The sequence below is a fragment of the Shewanella avicenniae genome (assembly GCF_017354945.1).
Taxonomy (GTDB): domain Bacteria; phylum Pseudomonadota; class Gammaproteobacteria; order Enterobacterales; family Shewanellaceae; genus Shewanella; species Shewanella avicenniae.
In genome coordinates this window covers 2,473,841-2,493,164 of sequence record NZ_CP071503.1, presented here as the reverse complement: position 1 = coordinate 2,493,164, position 19,324 = coordinate 2,473,841, and the positions used below count along the sequence as shown (strand labels likewise).

19 protein-coding genes are annotated in these 19,324 nt (G+C 49.1%); 7 read left to right on the top strand and 12 right to left on the bottom strand.

Annotated elements, in window-relative coordinates; translation table 11 throughout:
* From trpD to JYB87_RS10980, 3 genes are read right to left on the bottom strand one after another with little or no spacing between them, the layout of a single operon-like run.
* Positions 1–1,020: an anthranilate phosphoribosyltransferase gene (gene trpD, locus JYB87_RS10990; RefSeq protein ID WP_207353545.1), complete on the bottom strand. Its 1,020-nt coding sequence runs from the start codon at positions 1,018–1,020 to the stop codon at positions 1–3.
* The gene (locus tag JYB87_RS10985; RefSeq protein WP_207353544.1) at positions 1,013–1,615 is read right to left on the bottom strand and encodes an aminodeoxychorismate/anthranilate synthase component II; all 603 of its coding nucleotides are present in this window, start codon (positions 1,613–1,615) and stop codon (positions 1,013–1,015) included. Before JYB87_RS10985 ends, trpD begins: the two co-directional genes overlap by 8 nt.
* Positions 1,612–3,168, bottom strand: a complete 1,557-nt coding sequence (locus JYB87_RS10980) for an anthranilate synthase component 1 (RefSeq protein ID WP_207353543.1) — start codon at positions 3,166–3,168, stop codon at positions 1,612–1,614. The genes JYB87_RS10985 and JYB87_RS10980 overlap by 4 nt, the downstream gene beginning before the upstream one ends.
* 336 nt (positions 3,169–3,504) lie before the next feature.
* Between JYB87_RS10980 and rnm the strand changes: the two genes are divergently transcribed.
* From rnm to rluB, 5 genes are all read left to right on the top strand, one after another.
* The gene (gene rnm, locus JYB87_RS10975; protein ID WP_207353542.1) at positions 3,505–4,365 is read left to right on the top strand and encodes an RNase RNM; all 861 of its coding nucleotides are present in this window, start codon (positions 3,505–3,507) and stop codon (positions 4,363–4,365) included.
* Positions 4,362–4,982: an L-threonylcarbamoyladenylate synthase gene (locus JYB87_RS10970; protein WP_207353541.1), complete on the top strand. Its 621-nt coding sequence runs from the start codon at positions 4,362–4,364 to the stop codon at positions 4,980–4,982. The genes rnm and JYB87_RS10970 overlap by 4 nt, the downstream gene beginning before the upstream one ends.
* A 72-nt stretch (positions 4,983–5,054) precedes the next feature.
* Positions 5,055–5,843 (top strand): segregation and condensation protein A, encoded by a 789-nt coding sequence (locus JYB87_RS10965; RefSeq protein WP_207353540.1) that lies wholly within the window; start codon positions 5,055–5,057, stop codon positions 5,841–5,843.
* A 12-nt stretch (positions 5,844–5,855) separates the two neighbouring features.
* Positions 5,856–6,449: an SMC-Scp complex subunit ScpB gene (gene scpB, locus JYB87_RS10960; protein WP_207353539.1), complete on the top strand. Its 594-nt coding sequence runs from the start codon at positions 5,856–5,858 to the stop codon at positions 6,447–6,449.
* 206 nt (positions 6,450–6,655) lie between these two features.
* Positions 6,656–7,540 carry a 23S rRNA pseudouridine(2605) synthase RluB gene (rluB, locus tag JYB87_RS10955; RefSeq protein WP_207353538.1) on the top strand — a complete coding sequence of 295 codons (885 nt, stop codon included), beginning with the start codon at positions 6,656–6,658 and terminating at the stop codon, positions 7,538–7,540.
* A gap of 91 nt (positions 7,541–7,631) precedes the next feature.
* Here the strand turns inward: rluB and JYB87_RS10950 are convergent, their stop codons facing one another.
* Both JYB87_RS10950 and JYB87_RS10945 read right to left on the bottom strand, forming a co-directional pair.
* Positions 7,632–8,546 carry a M14 family metallopeptidase gene (locus JYB87_RS10950; protein WP_207353537.1) on the bottom strand — a complete coding sequence of 305 codons (915 nt, stop codon included), beginning with the start codon at positions 8,544–8,546 and terminating at the stop codon, positions 7,632–7,634.
* Between the two features lie 41 nt (positions 8,547–8,587).
* Positions 8,588–9,325 carry a YciK family oxidoreductase gene (locus JYB87_RS10945; RefSeq protein WP_207353536.1) on the bottom strand — a complete coding sequence of 246 codons (738 nt, stop codon included), beginning with the start codon at positions 9,323–9,325 and terminating at the stop codon, positions 8,588–8,590.
* 260 nt (positions 9,326–9,585) lie between these two features.
* Between JYB87_RS10945 and JYB87_RS10940 the strand changes: the two genes are divergently transcribed.
* The gene (locus JYB87_RS10940) at positions 9,586–12,039 is read left to right on the top strand and encodes a VolA/Pla-1 family phospholipase (RefSeq protein WP_207353535.1); all 2,454 of its coding nucleotides are present in this window, start codon (positions 9,586–9,588) and stop codon (positions 12,037–12,039) included.
* Between the two features lie 68 nt (positions 12,040–12,107).
* Here the strand turns inward: JYB87_RS10940 and xthA are convergent, their stop codons facing one another.
* From xthA to ackA, 6 genes are all read right to left on the bottom strand, one after another.
* Entirely contained in the window at positions 12,108–12,917 is an 810-nt protein-coding gene (gene xthA / locus JYB87_RS10935; RefSeq protein WP_207353534.1) for an exodeoxyribonuclease III, read from the bottom strand.
* Positions 12,917–13,216, bottom strand: coding sequence for a YciI family protein (locus JYB87_RS10930; RefSeq protein WP_207353533.1), 300 nt, complete (start codon positions 13,214–13,216; stop codon positions 12,917–12,919). Before JYB87_RS10930 ends, xthA begins: the two co-directional genes overlap by 1 nt.
* Positions 13,216–13,761: a septation protein A gene (locus JYB87_RS10925; RefSeq protein WP_207353532.1), complete on the bottom strand. Its 546-nt coding sequence runs from the start codon at positions 13,759–13,761 to the stop codon at positions 13,216–13,218. The genes JYB87_RS10930 and JYB87_RS10925 overlap by 1 nt, the downstream gene beginning before the upstream one ends.
* 21 nt (positions 13,762–13,782) lie before the next feature.
* Positions 13,783–14,226, bottom strand: coding sequence for a hypothetical protein (locus JYB87_RS10920; RefSeq protein ID WP_207353531.1), 444 nt, complete (start codon positions 14,224–14,226; stop codon positions 13,783–13,785).
* A gap of 268 nt (positions 14,227–14,494) precedes the next feature.
* Positions 14,495–16,633 carry a phosphate acetyltransferase gene (gene pta, locus JYB87_RS10915; RefSeq protein WP_207353530.1) on the bottom strand — a complete coding sequence of 713 codons (2,139 nt, stop codon included), beginning with the start codon at positions 16,631–16,633 and terminating at the stop codon, positions 14,495–14,497.
* A 149-nt stretch (positions 16,634–16,782) separates the two neighbouring features.
* Complete coding sequence (gene ackA / locus JYB87_RS10910; RefSeq protein ID WP_207353529.1) at positions 16,783–17,979, bottom strand: acetate kinase; 1,197 nt, start codon at positions 17,977–17,979, stop codon at positions 16,783–16,785.
* Positions 17,980–18,125: 146 nt separating this feature from the next.
* On the opposite strand from ackA, the gene yfbV reads away from it, so the two are divergent.
* Complete coding sequence (yfbV, locus tag JYB87_RS10905) at positions 18,126–18,569, top strand: terminus macrodomain insulation protein YfbV (protein WP_228729842.1); 444 nt, start codon at positions 18,126–18,128, stop codon at positions 18,567–18,569.
* 3 nt (positions 18,570–18,572) lie between these two features.
* Here the strand turns inward: yfbV and pflA are convergent, their stop codons facing one another.
* On the bottom strand, positions 18,573–19,313 hold the full coding sequence (gene pflA / locus JYB87_RS10900; protein WP_207353527.1) for a pyruvate formate lyase 1-activating protein: 741 nt from the start codon (positions 19,311–19,313) through the stop codon (positions 18,573–18,575).
* Positions 19,314–19,324 lie beyond the last annotated feature (11 nt).

Genomic DNA, 19,324 nt, shown 5'->3' with positions numbered 1-19,324 from the left:
TTATCCTTGGTTTGACGCTTGCGCCAACTGATCTACTAATGCGAGCGCTTTACCTGAGGCCATGACCTCTTTGGCCAGTGCCACGCCTGCTGGAATGGTTTCAGCCACGCCTGCCACGTACAACGCAGTTCCAGCATTTACTGCGACCGCATTGGTTTGTGCTTCAGTGGCGCTGCCCGCCAGAATCTGTTTGGTGATGGCGGCGTTATCTTCCGGTGTGCCGCCAACGAGGGCGTCAATATCTGCGCGTTCAACACCAAAATCTTCTGGCTGCAGCGAATATTGGCGGATTTCGCCGTCCTTCAACTCGGCAATCAGCGATTCGCCGTGCACGGCAATTTCATCTAAGCCGCTGCCATGCGCCACAATCGCCCGTTTAACCCCAAGGGCTTTGAGCACCCCGGCAATCGGTGTCACCAACTCAGGGCTATAAACACCGAGCAGCATGAACTCCGGGCGTGATGGATTAATCAACGGGCCCAACACGTTAAAAATAGTACGAGTTTTCAATGCTTGTCTGACAGGCACAGCGTGGCGTACGCCACCATGATAATGCGGCGCAAACAGAAAACTGATGTTGAGTGATTCTAAACATTTCGCCGCGGTCTCTGGTGCCATGGTTAGATTAATGCCCAGCGCCGATAATAGATCCGATGCGCCTGATTTACTCGATACCCCGCGATTGCCATGTTTGGCAACTTTGGCGCCAGCAGCTGCAGCAACAAAGCAAGAGGTGGTTGAAATATTAATGGTATTAAAGCCATCACCGCCGGTGCCAACAATATCGATTACGCCAACGCCTGAGGCCGGAAATGGCTTTGCCGCCGCCAGCAGAGCATCAGCTGCACCACTGATCTCTTCGATGGCCTCACCTTTTATTTTCAGTGCGGTGAGCAGGGCGCTGATGGTGATTTCACTGAGCTCACCGGCCACGAGTGGCTGAAATAGGCTTTGGCTTTGTTCACGACTGAGTGATTCACCACGATACAGCTGCTCGAGTAGAGGTTGGATATCAGACACGTGCTTTACCTCCTTGCTGTAGCGTTAAATATTGCAGTGTTTGCACCAGTAGCTTGCTGCCCATGGTGGTCAAAATTGACTCTGGGTGAAACTGGAATCCTACGGCGCGATCTTGACGATGTTCAATCGCCATGGCCATCCCTTCAAAATTGGCAATCACATCTAGGCACTCAGGCACTTTGGTAGCCACTAACGAGTGATAACGCGCTACCGGCAGCGGCGATGGCAAGCCAGAAAATACGCCTTGACCGTTGTGCTCTACAGGGCTGGATTTGCCATGGACGATTTGCCCTGCACGACCCACTTTACCGCCGTAGTGTTCGACTAACGCTTGGTGTCCGAGGCAAATGCCTAAAATTGGCAGTTTGCCCGCGACTTTAGCAATCAATTCCATCATGGAACCGGCATCTTTCGGCTCACCTGGGCCAGGTGACAATACTAATGCGGTCTTACTAGGCTCGTTTAACATCAGATCTGCCAGATATTGCGCGTTGATATTGTGCCGGTAAACCACCACTTCAAAGCCGAGGCTGCGGAACTGATCGACCAAGTTATACGTAAAAGAGTCAAAGTTATCTAATAGATAGATTTTCATTTGCCGCCCCCCATTTTGATTGCGCTAATTACGGCTTGCGCTTTCTGGCGCGTCTCTTGTGCTTCCAACAATGGCTCTGAATCGTACACCACACCAGCACCAGCTTGAATGTAAGCTTGGCCATCGCTAACAAAGGCTGAGCGAATCACAATACAAGTGTCCATATCGCCCAAACCGTTGATATATCCCACGGCACCACCGTAGCTACCACGGCGCTTTTGCTCGACTTCACGAATGAGCTGCGCTGCGCGGACTTTAGGGGCGCCAACTAAAGTGCCCATGTTCATACAAGCTTGGTAGGCGTGTAGGGTGTCTAAATCTTTGCGTAATTGCCCAGTGACTCGGCTTACCAAGTGCATTACATGCGAGTAGCGATCTACTTTAAGCAATTCGGCCACTTTGCGCGTGCCGCTTTCACAAATGCGAGCGATGTCGTTGCGGGCGAGGTCGACCAGCATGATGTGTTCAGACAACTCTTTTTTATCCAAACGCAGTTCTAGCTCAATGCGTCCGTCCAGATCAGCATCAATGTTGCCATCATTATCACGGCCACGCTTGCGGGTGCCTGCAATGGGGTACATCTCGACTTGATTGGTAGAGGCTTCATACTTGATTGCGCTCTCAGGCGAGGCACCAAACAGGGTGAAATCGTCTGTTCGCATGTAAAACATATAAGGGCTTGGGTTGGTCATGCGCAGCGCACGATAGGCGCCAATAGGATTTGGGCAGGGCATTTTAAAGCAGCGCGATGGCACCACTTGGAAAATATCACCTGCGCGAATGTGCTCTTTTAAGGTTTCTACTTGGGCAGCATATTCAGCATCACTGACGCTGGCTTCTGGCTCCTGATGCACCCCAATTAACCCCGATGTTTTTGGCAATGTTTTGCAGCGTTTAATAATCTCAGCGCGGCGCTTACTTAGGGTATCTATCACTTCTACATTTTGAGTAAAGGCATGGGTAATGACTTCAGCAGTTTTCTTCTGGTGATCGACCACCACTAAGGTCTCAGCGAGATAGAACAAGTAGTCTGGGCAGTTATTTTCCGCATCTTGTACTTTAGGTAGCGGCTCTACCGCAGCGATTAGGTCATAACCTAAGACACCACCGAGAAACAGGCCGTCAAAGCAGGGTTGACCGTCCATCTGAATCCCGTTTTGCAATAAGCGTAAGCCTTCTAACGGCGATAGCGCTTTGAGCCGCGAATCTTCATCTAACATATTGTTGGGATGTTTGAAGGTCACGGTGATTTCGCGTAGCTGGCGAATCACTTTGGCAATCGGTTGGAAGTAATCGGCAATGCCGCCCAGCAACGAGGTGCCATTTTTACTCATGGCGGTGAAGGTGATGGTTTGTCCAAGGCAGGAAACCGACAATGCCGCGTGGCTGAGAATGATACTTTTAAGGCTGTTTTTACTGTCAATTTCGGCAGACTCAAGCAGCATGGTATTAGGGCTATTTTCGGTAAGTAGCTGGTACAACTTGAGTGGATCGTCGTGATAGACCATCGGTTGTCGCTGGTACTTAACTCTCGCTATTGGGGAGATTTTCATTTCACTATCCTGTTGATACTAATTTGCTTTTGCCTGCCTGCGGATACTTTCACTGCCAAAACAAAGAAGCCCGCATGATGCGGGCTTCTCGTTGAATTCGGCTGATTTATATATACAGCGCTTCACACCACCCGCGTTAAGGGGAGTGCCACCACCAAACAGTGTGTAATGAAGCGATGTTGAGTTGCATAAATCATGTTTCCTTGTGTTAGTGACTAATAGAAAACCGCACTCTGCCTGCAAAGTCAACGGCTAATTGTTTAATTTTTGGAAATTAATCTTAGGTCTATTACAGATTCATCGCTTTTCTACAACAAAAGCCAGTACAATAGGGTCATGATCACAGAACACACTTCAATAGATCTCCACTGCCACTCGACTGCTTCCGACGGTCAGCTCACGCCTTCACAATTGGTTGCTCGTGCCATTGATATGGGGGTAAACCTGCTGGCGATTACCGATCACGATACGGTTGCAGGTTTGGCAGAAGCCCATGCGTTTAATGCCGCGCATGCAACACCATTAACTTTGATTGATGGTGTGGAGATTTCAACACGTTGGCATGCATACGACATCCATATTGTCGGCTTGGGGGTTGATCGGCATCAGCCTGCGCTACTGGCATTTATGGATAATCAGCGCCGTTTGCGTGAAGAACGCGCGCAAGAAATTGGCTTACGGCTAGAAAAGGCGGGTATTGCGGGCGCATATGAGGGGGCCAAAGCGCTTGCCGGCGATGCGGCGATTAGCCGCGGACACTATGCACGCTACATGGTGGAGCAGGGCATAGTGGCTGATATGGCCAAAGTGTTTAAAAAGTATTTAGCGCGCGGCAAAACCGGTTATGTGCCAAATAACTGGGGGGATATGGCGGCGGCAATCAGCCTGATCCACGCAGCGGGTGGGATTGCGGTGTTAGCGCATCCCAGTGGCTACCAACTCAGTGGTAAGTGGCTAAAACGATTAGTGAATGATTTTAAAGCCGCAGGTGGCACCGCAATGGAGGTGGTACTTGGGCAGCAATCGACAGATGATTTGGTTCAGTTGGCGGCGTTGGCCAATCAACGTGAGCTGTTTGCCTCTGTCGGCAGCGATTTTCATTTCCCAGGTAGGTGGCTGGAGTTAGGCAGAAATCTGCATCGGCCAAACGGATTGCAGTGGGTGTGGCAATCTGAGCAATGGAAGGTTAGTTTATGAGTCAGTTTTTCTATGTACATGAAGTCAATCCGCAAGCGCGATTGATTAACCAAGCGGTCAATATTCTCAAAAGCGGTGGGGTGATTGTTTATCCTACCGACTCAGGCTACGCGCTGGGTTGCATGATGGGTGATAAAGACGCCATGACGCGCATTGCCCGTATTCGTCAATTAGGTGAAAACCACGAATACTCGTTAATGTGTCGCGATTTGTCAGAACTATCGAACTATGCGCGGGTGGATAACCAAGCGTTTCGAGTGTTGAAAAATAATACGCCCGGTGCTTACACCTTCATTTTTAAAGCGACCAAAGATGTACCCCGCCGCTTACAAAATGAGAAAAAGCGCACCATCGGGATTCGTGTTCCCGATAACGTCATCGCTCTAGCGCTGTTGGAAGCCTTGGGTGAACCCTTGATGTCGACCAGTTTAATCTTGCCGGGTAACGATTTTACTGAGTCAGATCCGGAACATATTCGTGATGTATTAGAGCATCAAGTGGATGCAATTCTGCATGGTGGTTATTTAGGTGAAAAGCCAACCACAGTGATTGATATGTCAGAAGGTGAGATGACCATTTTGCGTGAAGGTACAGGTGACGTTACCCCGTTTATCTGATCACTCGGCGAACGTTAGTCATTACGTAAACTGGCGCATTTATCTCAATTTATTGGTGGAGAAACAGTAGCGATGGAAGGCGTACAACAAAGTTTGCCCCTAGCCGTAGTGCAGGGCGAAGTGTTGCGAGAGTTTCCCACCGATCTCTTTATTCCACCCGAAGCCTTGGCGGTATTCCTTGAAGCCTTTGAAGGGCCGCTTGACCTGCTGTTGTATCTGATCCGTAAGCAAAAACTTGATGTGGTCGACTTACCGCTGCAGCAAATTACATCGCAATATTTGGAATATATTGAGATGTTGCAGGGGGCAAAAGTGGAACTGGCGGCTGACTATCTGGTGATGGCCGCGACCCTTGCCGAAATCAAATCCCGTTTGTTACTGCCAAAACCCGAGATTGAGCTGGATGAGGAAGAAGATCCTCGGGCAGTGTTGATCCGTCAGTTAAAAGCCTACGAAACCATTAAAGATGCGGCCGTCAATCTTGATGATTTGCCGCGATTAGAACGTGACATTTTCCGTGCTACTGCTACCCCTGCGCCAGATATTCGGCCGAAACAGATCCCGCCAGCGGTGAGCTTATTTGAATTGGCGCGTGCCTTTGGTGACGTGTTAAAACGGGTTGAGGCGTGTGGTGACCATCAAGTAAGAAAAGAGCAGCTATCTACCCGCGAACGCATGAGTCAAATTTTGATGAAGCTTTCGAGTGAACAATTTACTCCATTTGAATCTTTGTTCGATGTTGAAGAGGGGCGCGCGGGGGTAGTGGTTAGCTTTTTGGCGCTGATGGAGCTGGTCAAAGAGTTATTGGTCGAGTTGGTTCAGACCGAACCATTTGCGCCCATCTATCTCAAGGCATACTAAGGAGTTTTCTCGGTGGCTCAGATTAACGATCTGCAATTGAAACAGCTTATTGAAGCAGCCATTTTTGTACAGAGCAAAGCCGTGACCATCAGTGCGCTGCGCGAGACAGTATTGGCCGATTACAGTGTGTCTCGTGAACGGATTAAGGCCGTGATTGATGAATTAACCATTGAATATCAAGAACGCGGCGTGCAATTGGTGAAAGTGGCCGGTGGTTATCGTTTTCAAACCCGTGACAGTTTGAGTGTGCCACTGCAAAGTTTGTGGCAAGAGCAGGCACCGCGCTACAGCCGCGCTACCTTAGAAACCTTAGCGGTTATCGCCTATCAGCAACCTGTAACGCGTGGTGAAATTGAAGCGGTGCGTGGTGTGGCCGTTAGTAGTCAAATCATTAAAAACCTTGCGGATCGTGGCTGGATCAAAGCGATTGGTCATAAAGAGGTGCCGGGCCGTCCGGAATTGTATGCCACAACCAGTGAATTTTTGTCGTATTTCGGCTTAGATGCGTTGCGTGACTTACCGCCACTGACAGACGCTGAGTCGTTGCAGGCGGTCTTTTCTGGCTTGAAATCTGTGCCTGAACCTGATGTGAGTATCGAACATTAACTCTCGCTAAATACAGGTAAATGCAGCCAGCCAACCACTTCAAATAAAGATAATCCGCTACAACGGTGCGAATTTGTGTGCGCTGTGACGTTAGTCATGTACAATAGTCGGCTGCCTTACTGCTGTTTGGCTTCACATCGTGCCAATCATCGTTGATGGAAGCAGTAACCCATTGAAATTATTTTCTATTTATAAGTGAATTCTACATGAGTGAAAAATTGCAGAAAGTCTTGGCCCGCGCAGGCCATGGCTCCCGTCGTGAGATGGAGGCATGGATTGCTGCAGGCCGGGTGAGTGTCGAAGGTGAGATTGCGACCTTAGGTGATCGCATCGAAGCTGACGCCAAAGTGCGTATCGATGGTCGTCCGGTATCGCTCAAGTCAGCCGAGGACGTTATTTGTCGCGTGCTGGCTTATCACAAACCAGAAGGCGAGATCTGCTCTCGTAAAGACCCTGAAGGGCGTCCAACGGTATTTGACCGTTTACCACGCACCAAAGATAGCCGCTGGGTAGCGGTTGGTCGTCTGGATATCAACACCTCCGGTTTGTTGCTGTTTACCTCTGATGGTGAATTGGCGAACCGATTAATGCACCCATCCAGAGAAGTCGAGCGTGAATACGCAGTTCGTACCTTTGGTGAAGTAACGGATGCAAAAGTTCAGCAGTTGCGTACGGGTGTTACATTGGAAGATGGTCCTGCACAGTTTGACGCAATTAAATCTGCTGGCGGTGAGGGCATCAACCAGTGGTGGCACGTGGTGCTGTGTGAAGGTCGTAACCGTGAAGTACGCCGTCTGTGGGAAGCGGTTGAGGTGCAAGTTAGCCGATTGATCCGCGTGCGTTACGGCATGATTGAATTGCCAAAAACCTTGCCGCGTGGTGGCTGGATGGAGTTACCGTTAGATCAGGTGAACTACTTACGTCACATTGCAGGGTTGGATGCTGAAGAACGTTCCTTGCTAGGAATGGACAAACACAGTGTGGCACGTGCGAAAGTGCGCAGTGCCAAAGTTCGTCGCGCTGTGCGCAAGCATAAAACGCCTGGTACTGCGAGTAATGGCCGTAAAGCGCCAACCCGTACTCGTAGCTAACGAATTCATTTAATTCGTAAAAATAACAAGGCCGTGCTGAGTTTTCAGTACGGCCTTGCTGTTTAAACGCTTATATTTTTAAACTGAACAATCAAACCGCATGGGCTAACAGGTAATCCAATGCGCCTTTGACGGCGGCCACTTGGGCTTGGTTGCAGATCTCGTCAGTCGCTTTGGGGCTGTCAGGGTAGACTTCGGTCGTGCAGGTATAGGCAGCGCCGGTGATGGATGCGCACAAGCCTAATTCTTTCAGTGGATATTCGATAACGCCGGGTTGCACCACGGGTGAACCGATGATGTTGCCATCTTTGTCCGCTGGTGCGATATGGGTGACCTTGGCAACCGCATTAATAATGGCTTTATGAAATTCAGGTTGTGGGCTGACACTGTCATCGACATTGTAAAAGCCATCAGGAATTTCTCCCGGTGCTATCTGTTTGCCATCCCGTGCCGCTAGTGCTGGGCGAAACTCAGTTTCATCGGTGTCGGTGGTTTCGTGAAGATCAACATGCGCTAAAAATGGCAGGTTTTGTGCGGCGACCAATTTCATCAGCGCTGCTGATTCTTCGGCTGGCGAGTTCGCCACAAAGTTACGGTTAGGATCGAGCGCCAATGGGTTCCAGCGATTAATCACTTCATAGCCCCACGGACTGACGCAAGGTGCAATCAATAAGTTAAATTGCTCGAAGTAGTCTTGGGCAATGGTACTGGCGAAGAGTAATGCACCTTGGACACCACTGGTTTCATAACCATGCACGCCACCGGTAATCAAAACAGTCGGTTTATCGGCTTGCCAGTTCGGTGATTTCAATGCCAGCAGTGGGTAACGGGCAACATCATAACTTAACGCGCCATAGCGGACTAATTCGAAGCTATCACTGAGCGCAGCGATTTTATCGACGACTTGCGTTTGATAGCTACGTTTAACCGTTTGGCTCGCACGCCATTGTTGTTTTTCTTGCTCACCCCAAGCTACACCTGGGGTACCAATTGGATAATGTTGCATAAAAATTCCTAGTTTATCGATGGACGCTGCTTGATGGCTGTTTACTGCGCGTTAAAGGCTTGTCCATTTTCGTGAAGGCTATCATCGCCCATTAAATACAGATATAGCGGCATGAGGTCTGCCGCTGTTTTCAAAGTGAGAGGATCTTCCGCTGGATAGGCACTTGCACGCATTTTAGTACGGGTTGCGCCCGGATTAATGCTATTGCAGCGCAGGGTGCTGCCGTCTAATTCATCGGCGAGGGTTTGCATCATCCCTTCAGTGGCGAACTTTGAGATTGCATATGCGCCCCAAAAGGCTCTGCCTTTACGGCCAACGCTACTGGAGGTGAAGATTATCGATGCGTGTGGTGCTTTGCGCAGCAGCGGCATGAGCGGTTGTGTCAGTGCGGCTTGGGCAATGACATTCACTTTAAGCACGGTTTCTAAGGTATCAATGGGCAGTTGCTCCAACGGTCCCAATGAGCCAAGTAAGCTGGCATTGTGTAATAGACCATCTAACTGACCGAATTCGGCGGTTAATCGTGTGGCGAGTTCATGATACTGTCCAGCGGTTGCCGTTTGCAGATTAAGACATCCTATTGCCGGCGTTGGGCCACCATTGGCGATGATTTCGTCATACACGTCAACCAGCTTTTGTTGTGTGCGTCCTAATAAAATGACGCTTGCGCCGTGGGCCGCATAACTCAGCGCTGCTTGTTTACCGATACCATCGCCGGCACCGGTGACTAGGATAATCTTGTCTTGCAGCAGATCTTTTTTAGCGTGATATTCCAACATGGTGTTCCATTCCTTACACCCACTAAATCAATATTTATCAATAAGTAAATGTGAGTGTTGAATACGTTTCAAACACTTGTATAAATTTCGATATTCTAATTGATATTCATTTGTTATTGTACAGTAGCTAAATCACAGTTCATGGATTAACTTTGAACATGAACAAATGACGGTTCCTACCCAACGAATGTCTTGGTATTGGGGTACTGAGGCAAAATTTCGCGGGAACAACACTATTACAACGAGCCAAAGGGTACAACATGAAAAGACTCTATTTGAGCGTTATCGCTGCGTCAGTAATCGCAATTACCGGCTGTGGCGGCAGTGACGATCACAAGGAAAGCAGCGACAATTCTCAGGTAACCAGTTATTCACACTTGGTCTTTAATCCGACCGCTTCAGAAGTGCCTGTGCCAAACGCGTTACTGCGCAATGGCACCTTTGATGGCACCTTGGTGATGCCGGGCGAAGCCTCTGGTGATTATACCAATCCAAGTATCGCTATTGGTGCGCTGGATGGTTGGTCAACAACCCAACCAATAAGCATTGACGTTTCGCTTGCCAGCGATGACGGCACGCCACGTACCTTGCTGGCATCTTCTGTCTATCAGCCGGGCGCCGTTCGCCTGTTTGAAGCCGTTGTGGGTGGCCCACTCTCCAGTGACAGTGATTGCCAAGCGCTGGATAACGGCAGTGCGTGCTCAGTGGGCGCTGAACTCACGTGGGGGGTGGATTTCATCTCTATGGCGTCGGGCAGCAGTATCGCTATTGTGCCGTTGAAGCCATTAAAACCGAATACCTCTTATGTTTATGCTACCACCTCATTGATTATGGATAGCGCTGGTCAGCCAGTGATGCCATCTGAAAGCTACAGTGTTTATCGCCAAGATGTGACCACTTCTCCTATCGGTAGTGCGTCAACCCTGTGGATCCAAACCTTAATCAACAGTTATGAACACGGCATGGCGAGTGCACATGGCGTGGATCTGGATTCTGTCACCTATTCAGGTTTATTCACCACTCAAGCGATTGGTGACGTGTACGAAGCGGTGAAATTGGCGATGTTGTCCGATGAAGCGTACCAGCCTGTTTGGGTGCAGCAGCCGACCGCAACGGGGATGACCGTCGCACAAGCAGCAGGATTAACTGCGGCCAGCGGTACCGCCTATGTATTAGCTGACCTAGCAGATCTTTATGTGGGTGCACTGCGGTTACCTATCTACGGCAGTTGCTCATCTGCTGGCTGTGCCAGTGGTATCAATGGGTTCTGGAAAGCCGCCGGTGATAGCCCTGTTGCAGTATTGCAAGCATTGCAAACCGGCCAACTGAGTATGGAAGGTTATACGCTGCAAGCGCAAAATCACGGTATTGATCCTGCTGCAGCGCTTGCTAATCCAGCATTGATGGCCGGTTATCAATGGCAACTGAATAACGGTGCGCCAGTGGATAGCACTCGTCATTTAACGCACTTCAATCCATTGCCAGCGGTGCAAGGCTATGAAGTGGTGCCGGTGATGATGAGCATTCCGAATGCCACTAAACTTGCGGCATTTAATGCGATGCAAGGGCGTAGCTTTACCGCCCCCACCAATGGCTGGCCAACCACTATAGCCATGCATGGCCTTGGTGGAGGTAAAGAGATGGCACTGGCTTATGCTGGCGCTTATGCTGCCGCTGGGCAAGCCGTTGTGGCGATTGATATGCCATTGCACGGTGCGCGCTCGTTTGATGCTAATGCTGATGGCGTTTATGAAGTTTCAGCAACAGATGTCTCTTTCGGCCCTGTCATCGGTACGCCAACAGCCTTTACTAACGGCTCGCCGTTGGTCTTCGTCAACATTGGTAGTCCGCTGAGTGTGCGTGACAATTTCCGTCAAGCAACCGCTGATGAGTTAGCGCTGCGCCAATCACTTAACCTGCTTGCTGCCGATACAGCATCACCGCTGTTAGATGCCAGCAAAGTGACAGCGCAAGGGATGAGCTTAGGTGGCATTGTGGGCACTGATTTTGCCACATATGCCAGCACCGGTTTGGTTGACCCAAGCAGCGGCAATAGCTTACCGAATGCCTTTGCCTTGCAAGGGGTGTCGTTAGTGGTGCCAGCGGGAGGCTTAGCGGGCGCATTTGCAGGTTCTGCAGCCTTTAGTCCAGTGCTGTTTAGCAATGTGACAGCGTCGGAAACCTTCCAAGCGTTGGTGACTCAAGCAAACACTGCAGGATATGCAGTAGGCTCTGCTGAATACAATGCATTGGTGCAAGCAGTTTATCAGCAGTTTATTCCAACCTTTGCCTTTGCAATTCAAACGTCGATTGAAGCGGGCGACCCTATCAACCAAGCGGCTAAGCTGGCAGAATCTGGCTTACCGGTACAGTTGATTGAAGTGGTGGGTGATGGTGCTGGTAACTTAGGTGACCAAACCTTGCCGAACAGTGTATCTGGCTTCCCACTGTCAGGTACTGAGCCGTTGATCAGTGCTTTGGGTCTAAGTTGTGTTGATAGCATGGCAAGCGGCAGTGGTGTAGTGCGCTTCACTAAAGGCCATCACAGCTCGATTGTTAGCCCGTCTGAAGTTGCTGGCGTGACGGATGGCATGGCAGCGCAGGCCACGGCAGAGATGCAAGCACAGGTAGCCACTTTTGCGGCGAGTGCGTCTGCGGGTGCGCCGATGATTGTAGTGACTAATCCTGCAGTAGTGCAAAGCTGTTCTAACTAAGCGGCGTTAGAAACAAAAAAGCCCAGTCATTTTCGAGTGACTGGGCTTTTTCTATCTTGAGCTGCAAGTTAGTCGTTAAAACGACTCCAGATCGGTGCGTGATCAGACGGCTTTTCCATCGCCCGTAGCTCATAATCGACGTCTGCTTCGATTAATCGACTTGCCAGCGATGGTGTTGCCAGAATCACATCAATCCGTAGACCACGGTTATCTTCAAAGCCTTTGCTGCGATAATCAAACCATGAATAGCGTTGCTCACGCGATGGATGCAGCGCTCTAAAGGTATCAACTAAGCCCCAATTCAGCAGTGTCGCAAGCCATTGGCGTTCTTCCGGTTGGAAACTACATTTGCCGGTTTTTAACCAACGTTTTGCGTTAACATCGCCAATACCGATATCCAAATCGATAGGGGAGATGTTGATATCCCCTATGATGGCAATATCATCATCTACTGAAAAATCGCTCGCCAAATACTGCATCAAATCCGCATAAAACTTACGTTTGGCGGGATATTTCACTTCATGCTCAATATTTTCGCCTTGCGGAAAATAGCCATTAATCACGGTCAGTGTTCGGCCATTGGCTTGTTGAAACTTGCCCACAATCAAACGGCGTTGTGCATCTTCAGCATCGGTTGGGAAACCTTTTTGCACGTCAATGATCGGCAGTTTTGACAGCAAGGCCACCCCGTAGTGGGCTTTGCCCCCATGGTAATGGACTTGATATCCCATGGCTTCCACTTCAGCGAGTGGAAATGCCTCATCGTGCACTTTGGTTTCTTGCAGGCCAATAACGTCAGGAGCGTGACTATCGATTAACGCTTGCAGTTGATGCAATCTAGCGCGTAGCCCATTGATATTAAAAGAAACAATCTTCATTAAGGCAGTACGTATTTGAATGGTTTAACTACAACGGATGCGTAAACACCCGCAGCGACATATGGATCGGCATCAGCCCATGCTTGCGCGGCTTGCAACGAATCGAACTCAGCGACCACCAATGAACCGGTGAAACCTGCTTCACCTGGGTTTTCGCTATCAATCGCAGGATGCGGACCAGCAAGCTTCAAACGGCCTTCATCGGCTAACACTTGCAAGCGTGCAAGGTGAGCAGGGCGAACGGACATACGTTGTTCTAATGAGTTTTCAATATCTTGAGACGAAATCATGTACCACATTATTTAAGTTCCTTCCGTTGTTCTTCTGGAATATGTTTAAACAAATAAAACACCGTGAAGATGGTGCATATCAGTGTCGCGCCGGTGAGCCCGAAAACTTTAAAGTTAACCCAAGCTTCTTGACTCATTTGAAATGCAATATACAGATTAGCTAGACTGCAAATCATAAAAAAACTGACCCAAAACCACGTGACTCGGGTCCAAATTTCATCTTTCACACTGATCTCTTTACCGAGCATGACTTTGATCAGTGGCTTATTCATAAAGTGGCTGATGGCCAATGCAGCCGCAAACAGCCAGTTGATGATGGTCACTTTCCATTTGATAAAGGCATCGTTATGGAACACCAGTGTCAGCGTGCCGAATACCACTACCATGGCAAAAGTAAACAGCAGCATCTTTTCAACTTTACGGTAAATAATGTAGGTGAGCAGCAGTTGCAGCGTGGTGGCGGCCACGAGCACGCCGGTGGCGATGTAGATATCGAACAGCTTATAGACAGCAAAAAAGATAATCAGCGGTAAAAAATCGAGGAGTTGCTTCATGAAATGCCTTTAACTCGAGCGCTAGTATGCGCCTACGTTGATTTTGCCGGTCTCTGACATAATTTCAGTGATAATCCAGCCTGTGGTGGTTTTCTTTAATCTAAAGGTGCGGTCATCTGCCCAATCGCGACCACCTTTTTGCCCCACAATCTTGATCACGACCGTGGTTTCGTTGGCAAATTTTCGAAAGAAGTCAATGTCGATATCTTCAACGGACAGCGACACGTTGTCCATCGACAAGCCGAGCATGTAGCGTTGTACTGAGGCTGCGATGTAATAGCTTTTCATCACTTTCTGCAGTTGAGGATTAACAAACGGCATTGCTTTCTGAACGTCACGGTCTACATAGATTGCGCGCATAAATCCCATAGCAACATCTTCGGGCTTTAATACACCATCTTCGACTTTATCGCAGCCCACAAGCAGTGAGCAGGCCATGAGTATCAGGATAAAAAATTGTTTCATAATCGGGAGCGTTAAGAATGATGCTCTAAAGTATCTGGTTTTTATTGGGATGACGCAAGTTGAACGCGGTAGCAAAGATTGAGATAGCTCAGCTTTTGATAAGTTAGCAGGTTATCCACAAAAACTGTGGAAAACTTTGTTGAATACTTACACTAGAATCGCTAACAGCTTGAATTTAAGGTTAAATCAAGAGTGCTCAAAAAGTGCCTGTTTTAACGACACTGCACAGATAAAAGAAAAGGCGCCGAGCGGCGCCTTTTTCAAGAGTTTAGTTTTGCGTTGCCTGAATGGCTGTCAGGGCGATGGTATAGACAATGTCATCCACCAACGCGCCACGTGACAAGTCGTTCACTGGCTTACGCATACCTTGCAGCATTGGGCCGATACTGATCAGATCCGCACTTCGCTGAACTGCCTTATAAGTGGTGTTACCTGTGTTCAAATCTGGGAACACAAACACCGTCGCTTTACCTGCGACTGGGCTGTTCGGGGCTTTAGAACGTGCCACGTTTGGCATCACGGCTGCGTCATATTGCAGCGGACCATCGATGATCAAATCAGGGCGTTTTTCTTTAGCGATTTGGGTCGCTTCACGCACTTTGTCTACGTCAGAACCTGTACCTGAAGTACCGGTTGAGTAACTGATCATTGCTACGCGAGGTTCAATACCAAAGGCTTTGGCAGATTCTGCTGACTGAATCGCGATATCTGCTAATTGGTCGGCAGTTGGATCTGGATTAATCGCACAGTCACCGTAGACTAATACTTGGTCTGGCATCAGCATAAAGAAGATAGACGACACCAAGCTAGAGCCCGGCGCAGTTTTGATCAGCTGCAATGGTGGGCGAATGGTGTTCGCGGTGGTGTGTACTGCACCAGATACGATACCGTCCACTTCATCTTCTGCCAGCATCATAGTGCCCAGCACCATGTTATCTTCCAGTTGCTCGCGTGCTACAACTTCGGTCATGCCTTTGCCGCGGCGCAATTCCACCATAGGTGCAACATAACGTTCACGGACTTCATCTGGGTCAACGATTTCGATGCCTTCTCCTAAGGTCACCCCTTGTTGCGAGGCGATACGCAGGATTTCGTCTTTCTTACCCAATAACACGCAGTGAGCAATACCACGTTCAGCACAGATTGATGCTGCTTTGATTGTACGTGGCTCATCGCCTTCTGGCAGCACCACACGTTTATTAGCAGCGCGTGCGAGTTGGGTCAGCTTGTAGCGGAATGCAGGTGGCGATAGGCGGTTTTCACGCACAGCATTTTCAGTCACGCTTTCAATCCAGCTTTGGTCGATATGACCCGCCACGTAATCTTGTACCAGCTCGATGCGGACAGCGTCGTCAACCGGTACTTCGTGGTCAAAACGTTGAATGTTGAGCGATGTTTGCCATGTGTTGCTATCGATCAAAAATACCGGTAGACCCGTTTCAAAAGCTTGCTCACACAGCGCCATAATCGCAGGCTCTGGCTCATAACTTCCGGTCAACAGCAAGGCACCAACTTTAACGCCATTCATTGCTGCTAAGCAGGCAGATACGATAACGTCAGAACGGTCACCAGAGGTCACCAACAGTGAGTCTGTTTGCAGGTGTTGCACCATGTTTGGCAATGAACGGGCGCAGAAGGTCACTTTACGCAGACGGCGAGTATTCATCTCACCGGCGTTGATGATGCGAGCACGCAGGTGTTTGGCCAGATCTGATGCACGTGGTGATACCAAATCTAAGTTGTATGGCACGCTACCGAGAATACGCAGCGGGCTCTTGCCTGGCAGTTGGAACATGCCAGAGGTATCAGCGCGTTGCATATGATCTGAATCGAATACTTCTGACAGATCCGGGCGAGTGCGACCATCTTCATCCACTGGTGCGCCAATCTTATTCACAATGGCACCAATCAGACGGCGATTTTTGGTACCGCCCCATGAGTTGAAGGCGATTTCAAGACGGTTCATCAAGCCGTTAGGCGTGTCGTTGCCTGGTGTCGCGACAAAAATAACATCGGCGTCCAATGCTTTGGCAATCGCGTAGTTCACGTCATCTGCAAAATGGTGATTGCGGGTGTGAACCAAGCCCTCAATGATCAGGGTTTCAGTGTTTGGGGCAATCTCTGACGCGCGCGCCACAATCTGTTCCATCAGTACATCGGTTTGATCTGCACGGATCAACGATTCTGCATGGGACATATCGAAGGGTTCGAGAGGGTTAACGGTCGGTGACTTGCTAAGAATAGTGGTAGAGCGTTCTGGACCTTTATCAGTAGGTCGCATTTGGGCGATTGGCTTGAAGAATTGAACTTTTACGCCGTGGCGTTCAAGCGCTCGCACCATCCCCAAACTAATTGAGGTCAGGCCAACGCCTGTACCAATGGGGATCAACATGATATTACGGGACATATCAACCTCTTTAATGAACTGAACCTTGTTAATCAGTCCTTTGTTAACTCGTTGTTGATTGCGTCATTATACTGCCGTTCGACATCTAGCCGAAACGGCAGTACATCATTAGTAACTAATTAGTGGTTAGTTACTTACTCAAGCATTACTTACTGGATCAGACGCAGTGCGTCTTCAGCAATTACCCACTCTTCGTTGGTTGGAATTACCATTGCAACGGTACTGTCGTCGCTGGTGATAATGCCTTCGTGACCAAAGCGCGCGGCCAAGTTGCGTTCTTCATCCACTTTAAAGTTGAAGATTTGCAGGTGTTGCAGCACTTTTTCACGGATCAGAGAAGAGTTTTCACCAATACCACCAGTGAACACAACAGCGTCCAGTTTGCCCAACGGTACAGTGTAAGAGGCGATGTATTTGGCTAAGCGATAGCAGAAGATTTCCAGTGCCAAAGTACAGCCTTTATGGCCATCGGCGTAACCTTCTTCAATGCCGCGGCAATCGTTGGTTTTTTCAGAGATGCCGAGCAAACCACTTTGCTTGTTGAGCATGTTGTTGACTTCATCGATGGTGTAACCCAGTTGATGCACCAAATGATAGATGATCGATGGGTCGAGATCGCCCGAACGGGTTCCCATCACTAAGCCTTCTAGTGGTGTCAAGCCCATCGAGGTATCAACGCTCTTACCGCCTTTAACCGCAGTCACTGATGCGCCGTTACCTAAGTGAGCACAGATAATCGCAGTTTCTTCAATTGGCTTGTCGAGCAGTTTTGCTGCTTCGCGGCTAACAAACAGGTGACTAGTACCATGCATCCCGTAACGACGAATGCTGTGTTCGCGGTACAGTTTGTAAGGCAGCGCATAGATATAGGCGTGCTCTGGCATGGATTGGTGGAATGCAGTATCAAATACGGCAACCTGAGGCAGTTTCGGGAATGAGGCAATCGCGGCACGAATACCAATCAGGTGTGCTGGGTTATGCAGCGGAGCCAATGAGGCACATTCTTCAATGCCATCAATGACGCTGTCGTCGATGATGACTGAACGGGTGAATTTTTCGCCGCCGTGTACGATACGATGGCCAACCGCCAAAATTTGCGATGCTAATTCTGGAAGTGGGCCAAGAATGTCTTTTACAATGAATTCAACAGCTTCGCGGTGAGCTGTATAGGCACCAAGCGCAACTTCTTGCTTCTTGCCATCATATTTCCATTTAATTCTGGAATCTTCTAAACCGAAGCACTCAGCAAGACCAGAAACCTGTTCTTCCCCAGTGAGTGCATCCATCACGGCGAACTTCAATGATGAGCTGCCACAGTTCAAAACCAACACGAATTTATTTGACATCTTATTTAACCTTTTGCCGTAAACTGCCGATCCCGAGCTAGCGACGGAACCTGTATTGGCACACTATCTTCGGCGTCCTATCTTGGGCGCTCGCAGTGATATGTGCTATGGTAAAAAGCAATAACTCTTTATGCAGGTTTACCCATTTGAGTCCTGATATTTTCATTACTCTGCGGGATGGTCAGCGTTATATGCGGACCTGGCCGCTAGTACCGCAGCTTGGGTATTTTTTCCCAGAGTATCGCGTGATTAAAGCGACACAACTGGCAAAATCCCTACTGCCCCTGCTGGCACTGGTAGCCGGTGGTGGTCAGTTGTTGTTTCTTGGCTGGACATTTCTGCCGCAGGCACTGGCAACCACACTGTTTTTTATCAGCTTACCCCTGCAAGGAGTGTTGTGGTTGGGTTGGCGTTCGCGCCATCCGCTGCCGGTGTCACTACTCGGTTGGGGAAATGAACTGAACGCTAAGCTTGCAGGCTTAGGGATCAGTGCGCGTCCTTTAGGCGGTAATGCCTGCTATATGGACATCGCGGTATTGCTTAAATTGGCATTTGAACGATTGGACAAAAAGTTCTGGGATGAACTTTAAGGCTTAGTACGTTGCATTAATGCCGCGTGCGGTAAATACCGCTTTAATCTGTTCCATGGTTTCGCGAGAGGGCGGTTTAACGCCATCGAGTTCATATTGCTCACCCAACGCTTCCCACTTATGTTTGCCTAGCTCGTGATAGGGCAGAAGTTCTACCTTCTCAACGTTTTTCATCGGTGCGATAAAATCGGCCAACTTAATCGCTGAGGCTTCATCATCGGTGTAACCACCCACAACAACATAGCGAATCCAGGTTTTTTGTCCGCGTTTTGCTAAATATTCTGCAAATTGCAGGGTGCGGTGATTACTGACTTTGGTCAGGTCAATATGCTTGGCATCATCCATCTGTTTGATGTCGAGCATTACCAACGAGGTATGGTCGAGTAATTCATCGATAACCGGGGTGTATTTGCGGACAAACCCATTGGTATCGAGACAGGTATGAAATCCTTCTTGTTGGCAAGCTTTAAACCACTCGGCAACAAACTCCGCCTGTAACACTGCTTCGCCACCACTGGCCGTAACACCGCCGTTGCTGGCTTCGTAAAAAGAACGGTAGCTGATGATTTGTTCCATCAGGTCAGCTACCGTGGTTTCTTTACCGTCGTCTAAATCCCAGGTGTCACGGTTGTGACAGTATTTACACCGCATCAAACATCCCTGCATAAAGGCAATAAAGCGTATGCCTGGGCCATCAACGGTTCCGAAAGACTCTATCGAGTGAATTCTACCTACTGTCATCAACTCTCCTGAAT

Excerpts from the sequence above, each read along its gene's own strand:
- JYB87_RS10985 (WP_207353544.1), bottom strand. The coding sequence starts at position 1,615 with ATGAAAATCTATCTATTAGATAACTTTGACTCTTTTACGTATAACTTG.
- JYB87_RS10980 (WP_207353543.1), bottom strand. The coding sequence starts at position 3,168 with ATGAAAATCTCCCCAATAGCGAGAGTTAAGTACCAGCGACAACCGATG.
- rnm (WP_207353542.1), top strand. The coding sequence starts at position 3,505 with ATGATCACAGAACACACTTCAATAGATCTCCACTGCCACTCGACTGCT.
- JYB87_RS10970 (WP_207353541.1), top strand. The coding sequence starts at position 4,362 with ATGAGTCAGTTTTTCTATGTACATGAAGTCAATCCGCAAGCGCGATTG.
- JYB87_RS10965 (WP_207353540.1), top strand. The coding sequence starts at position 5,055 with ATGGAAGGCGTACAACAAAGTTTGCCCCTAGCCGTAGTGCAGGGCGAA.
- rluB (WP_207353538.1), top strand. The coding sequence starts at position 6,656 with ATGAGTGAAAAATTGCAGAAAGTCTTGGCCCGCGCAGGCCATGGCTCC.
- JYB87_RS10950 (WP_207353537.1), bottom strand. The coding sequence starts at position 8,546 with ATGCAACATTATCCAATTGGTACCCCAGGTGTAGCTTGGGGTGAGCAA.
- JYB87_RS10945 (WP_207353536.1), bottom strand. The coding sequence starts at position 9,325 with ATGTTGGAATATCACGCTAAAAAAGATCTGCTGCAAGACAAGATTATC.
- JYB87_RS10940 (WP_207353535.1), top strand. The coding sequence starts at position 9,586 with ATGAAAAGACTCTATTTGAGCGTTATCGCTGCGTCAGTAATCGCAATT.
- xthA (WP_207353534.1), bottom strand. The coding sequence starts at position 12,917 with ATGAAGATTGTTTCTTTTAATATCAATGGGCTACGCGCTAGATTGCAT.
- JYB87_RS10930 (WP_207353533.1), bottom strand. The coding sequence starts at position 13,216 with ATGTGGTACATGATTTCGTCTCAAGATATTGAAAACTCATTAGAACAA.
- JYB87_RS10925 (WP_207353532.1), bottom strand. The coding sequence starts at position 13,761 with ATGAAGCAACTCCTCGATTTTTTACCGCTGATTATCTTTTTTGCTGTC.
- JYB87_RS10920 (WP_207353531.1), bottom strand. The coding sequence starts at position 14,226 with ATGAAACAATTTTTTATCCTGATACTCATGGCCTGCTCACTGCTTGTG.
- pta (WP_207353530.1), bottom strand. The coding sequence starts at position 16,633 with ATGTCCCGTAATATCATGTTGATCCCCATTGGTACAGGCGTTGGCCTG.
- ackA (WP_207353529.1), bottom strand. The coding sequence starts at position 17,979 with ATGTCAAATAAATTCGTGTTGGTTTTGAACTGTGGCAGCTCATCATTG.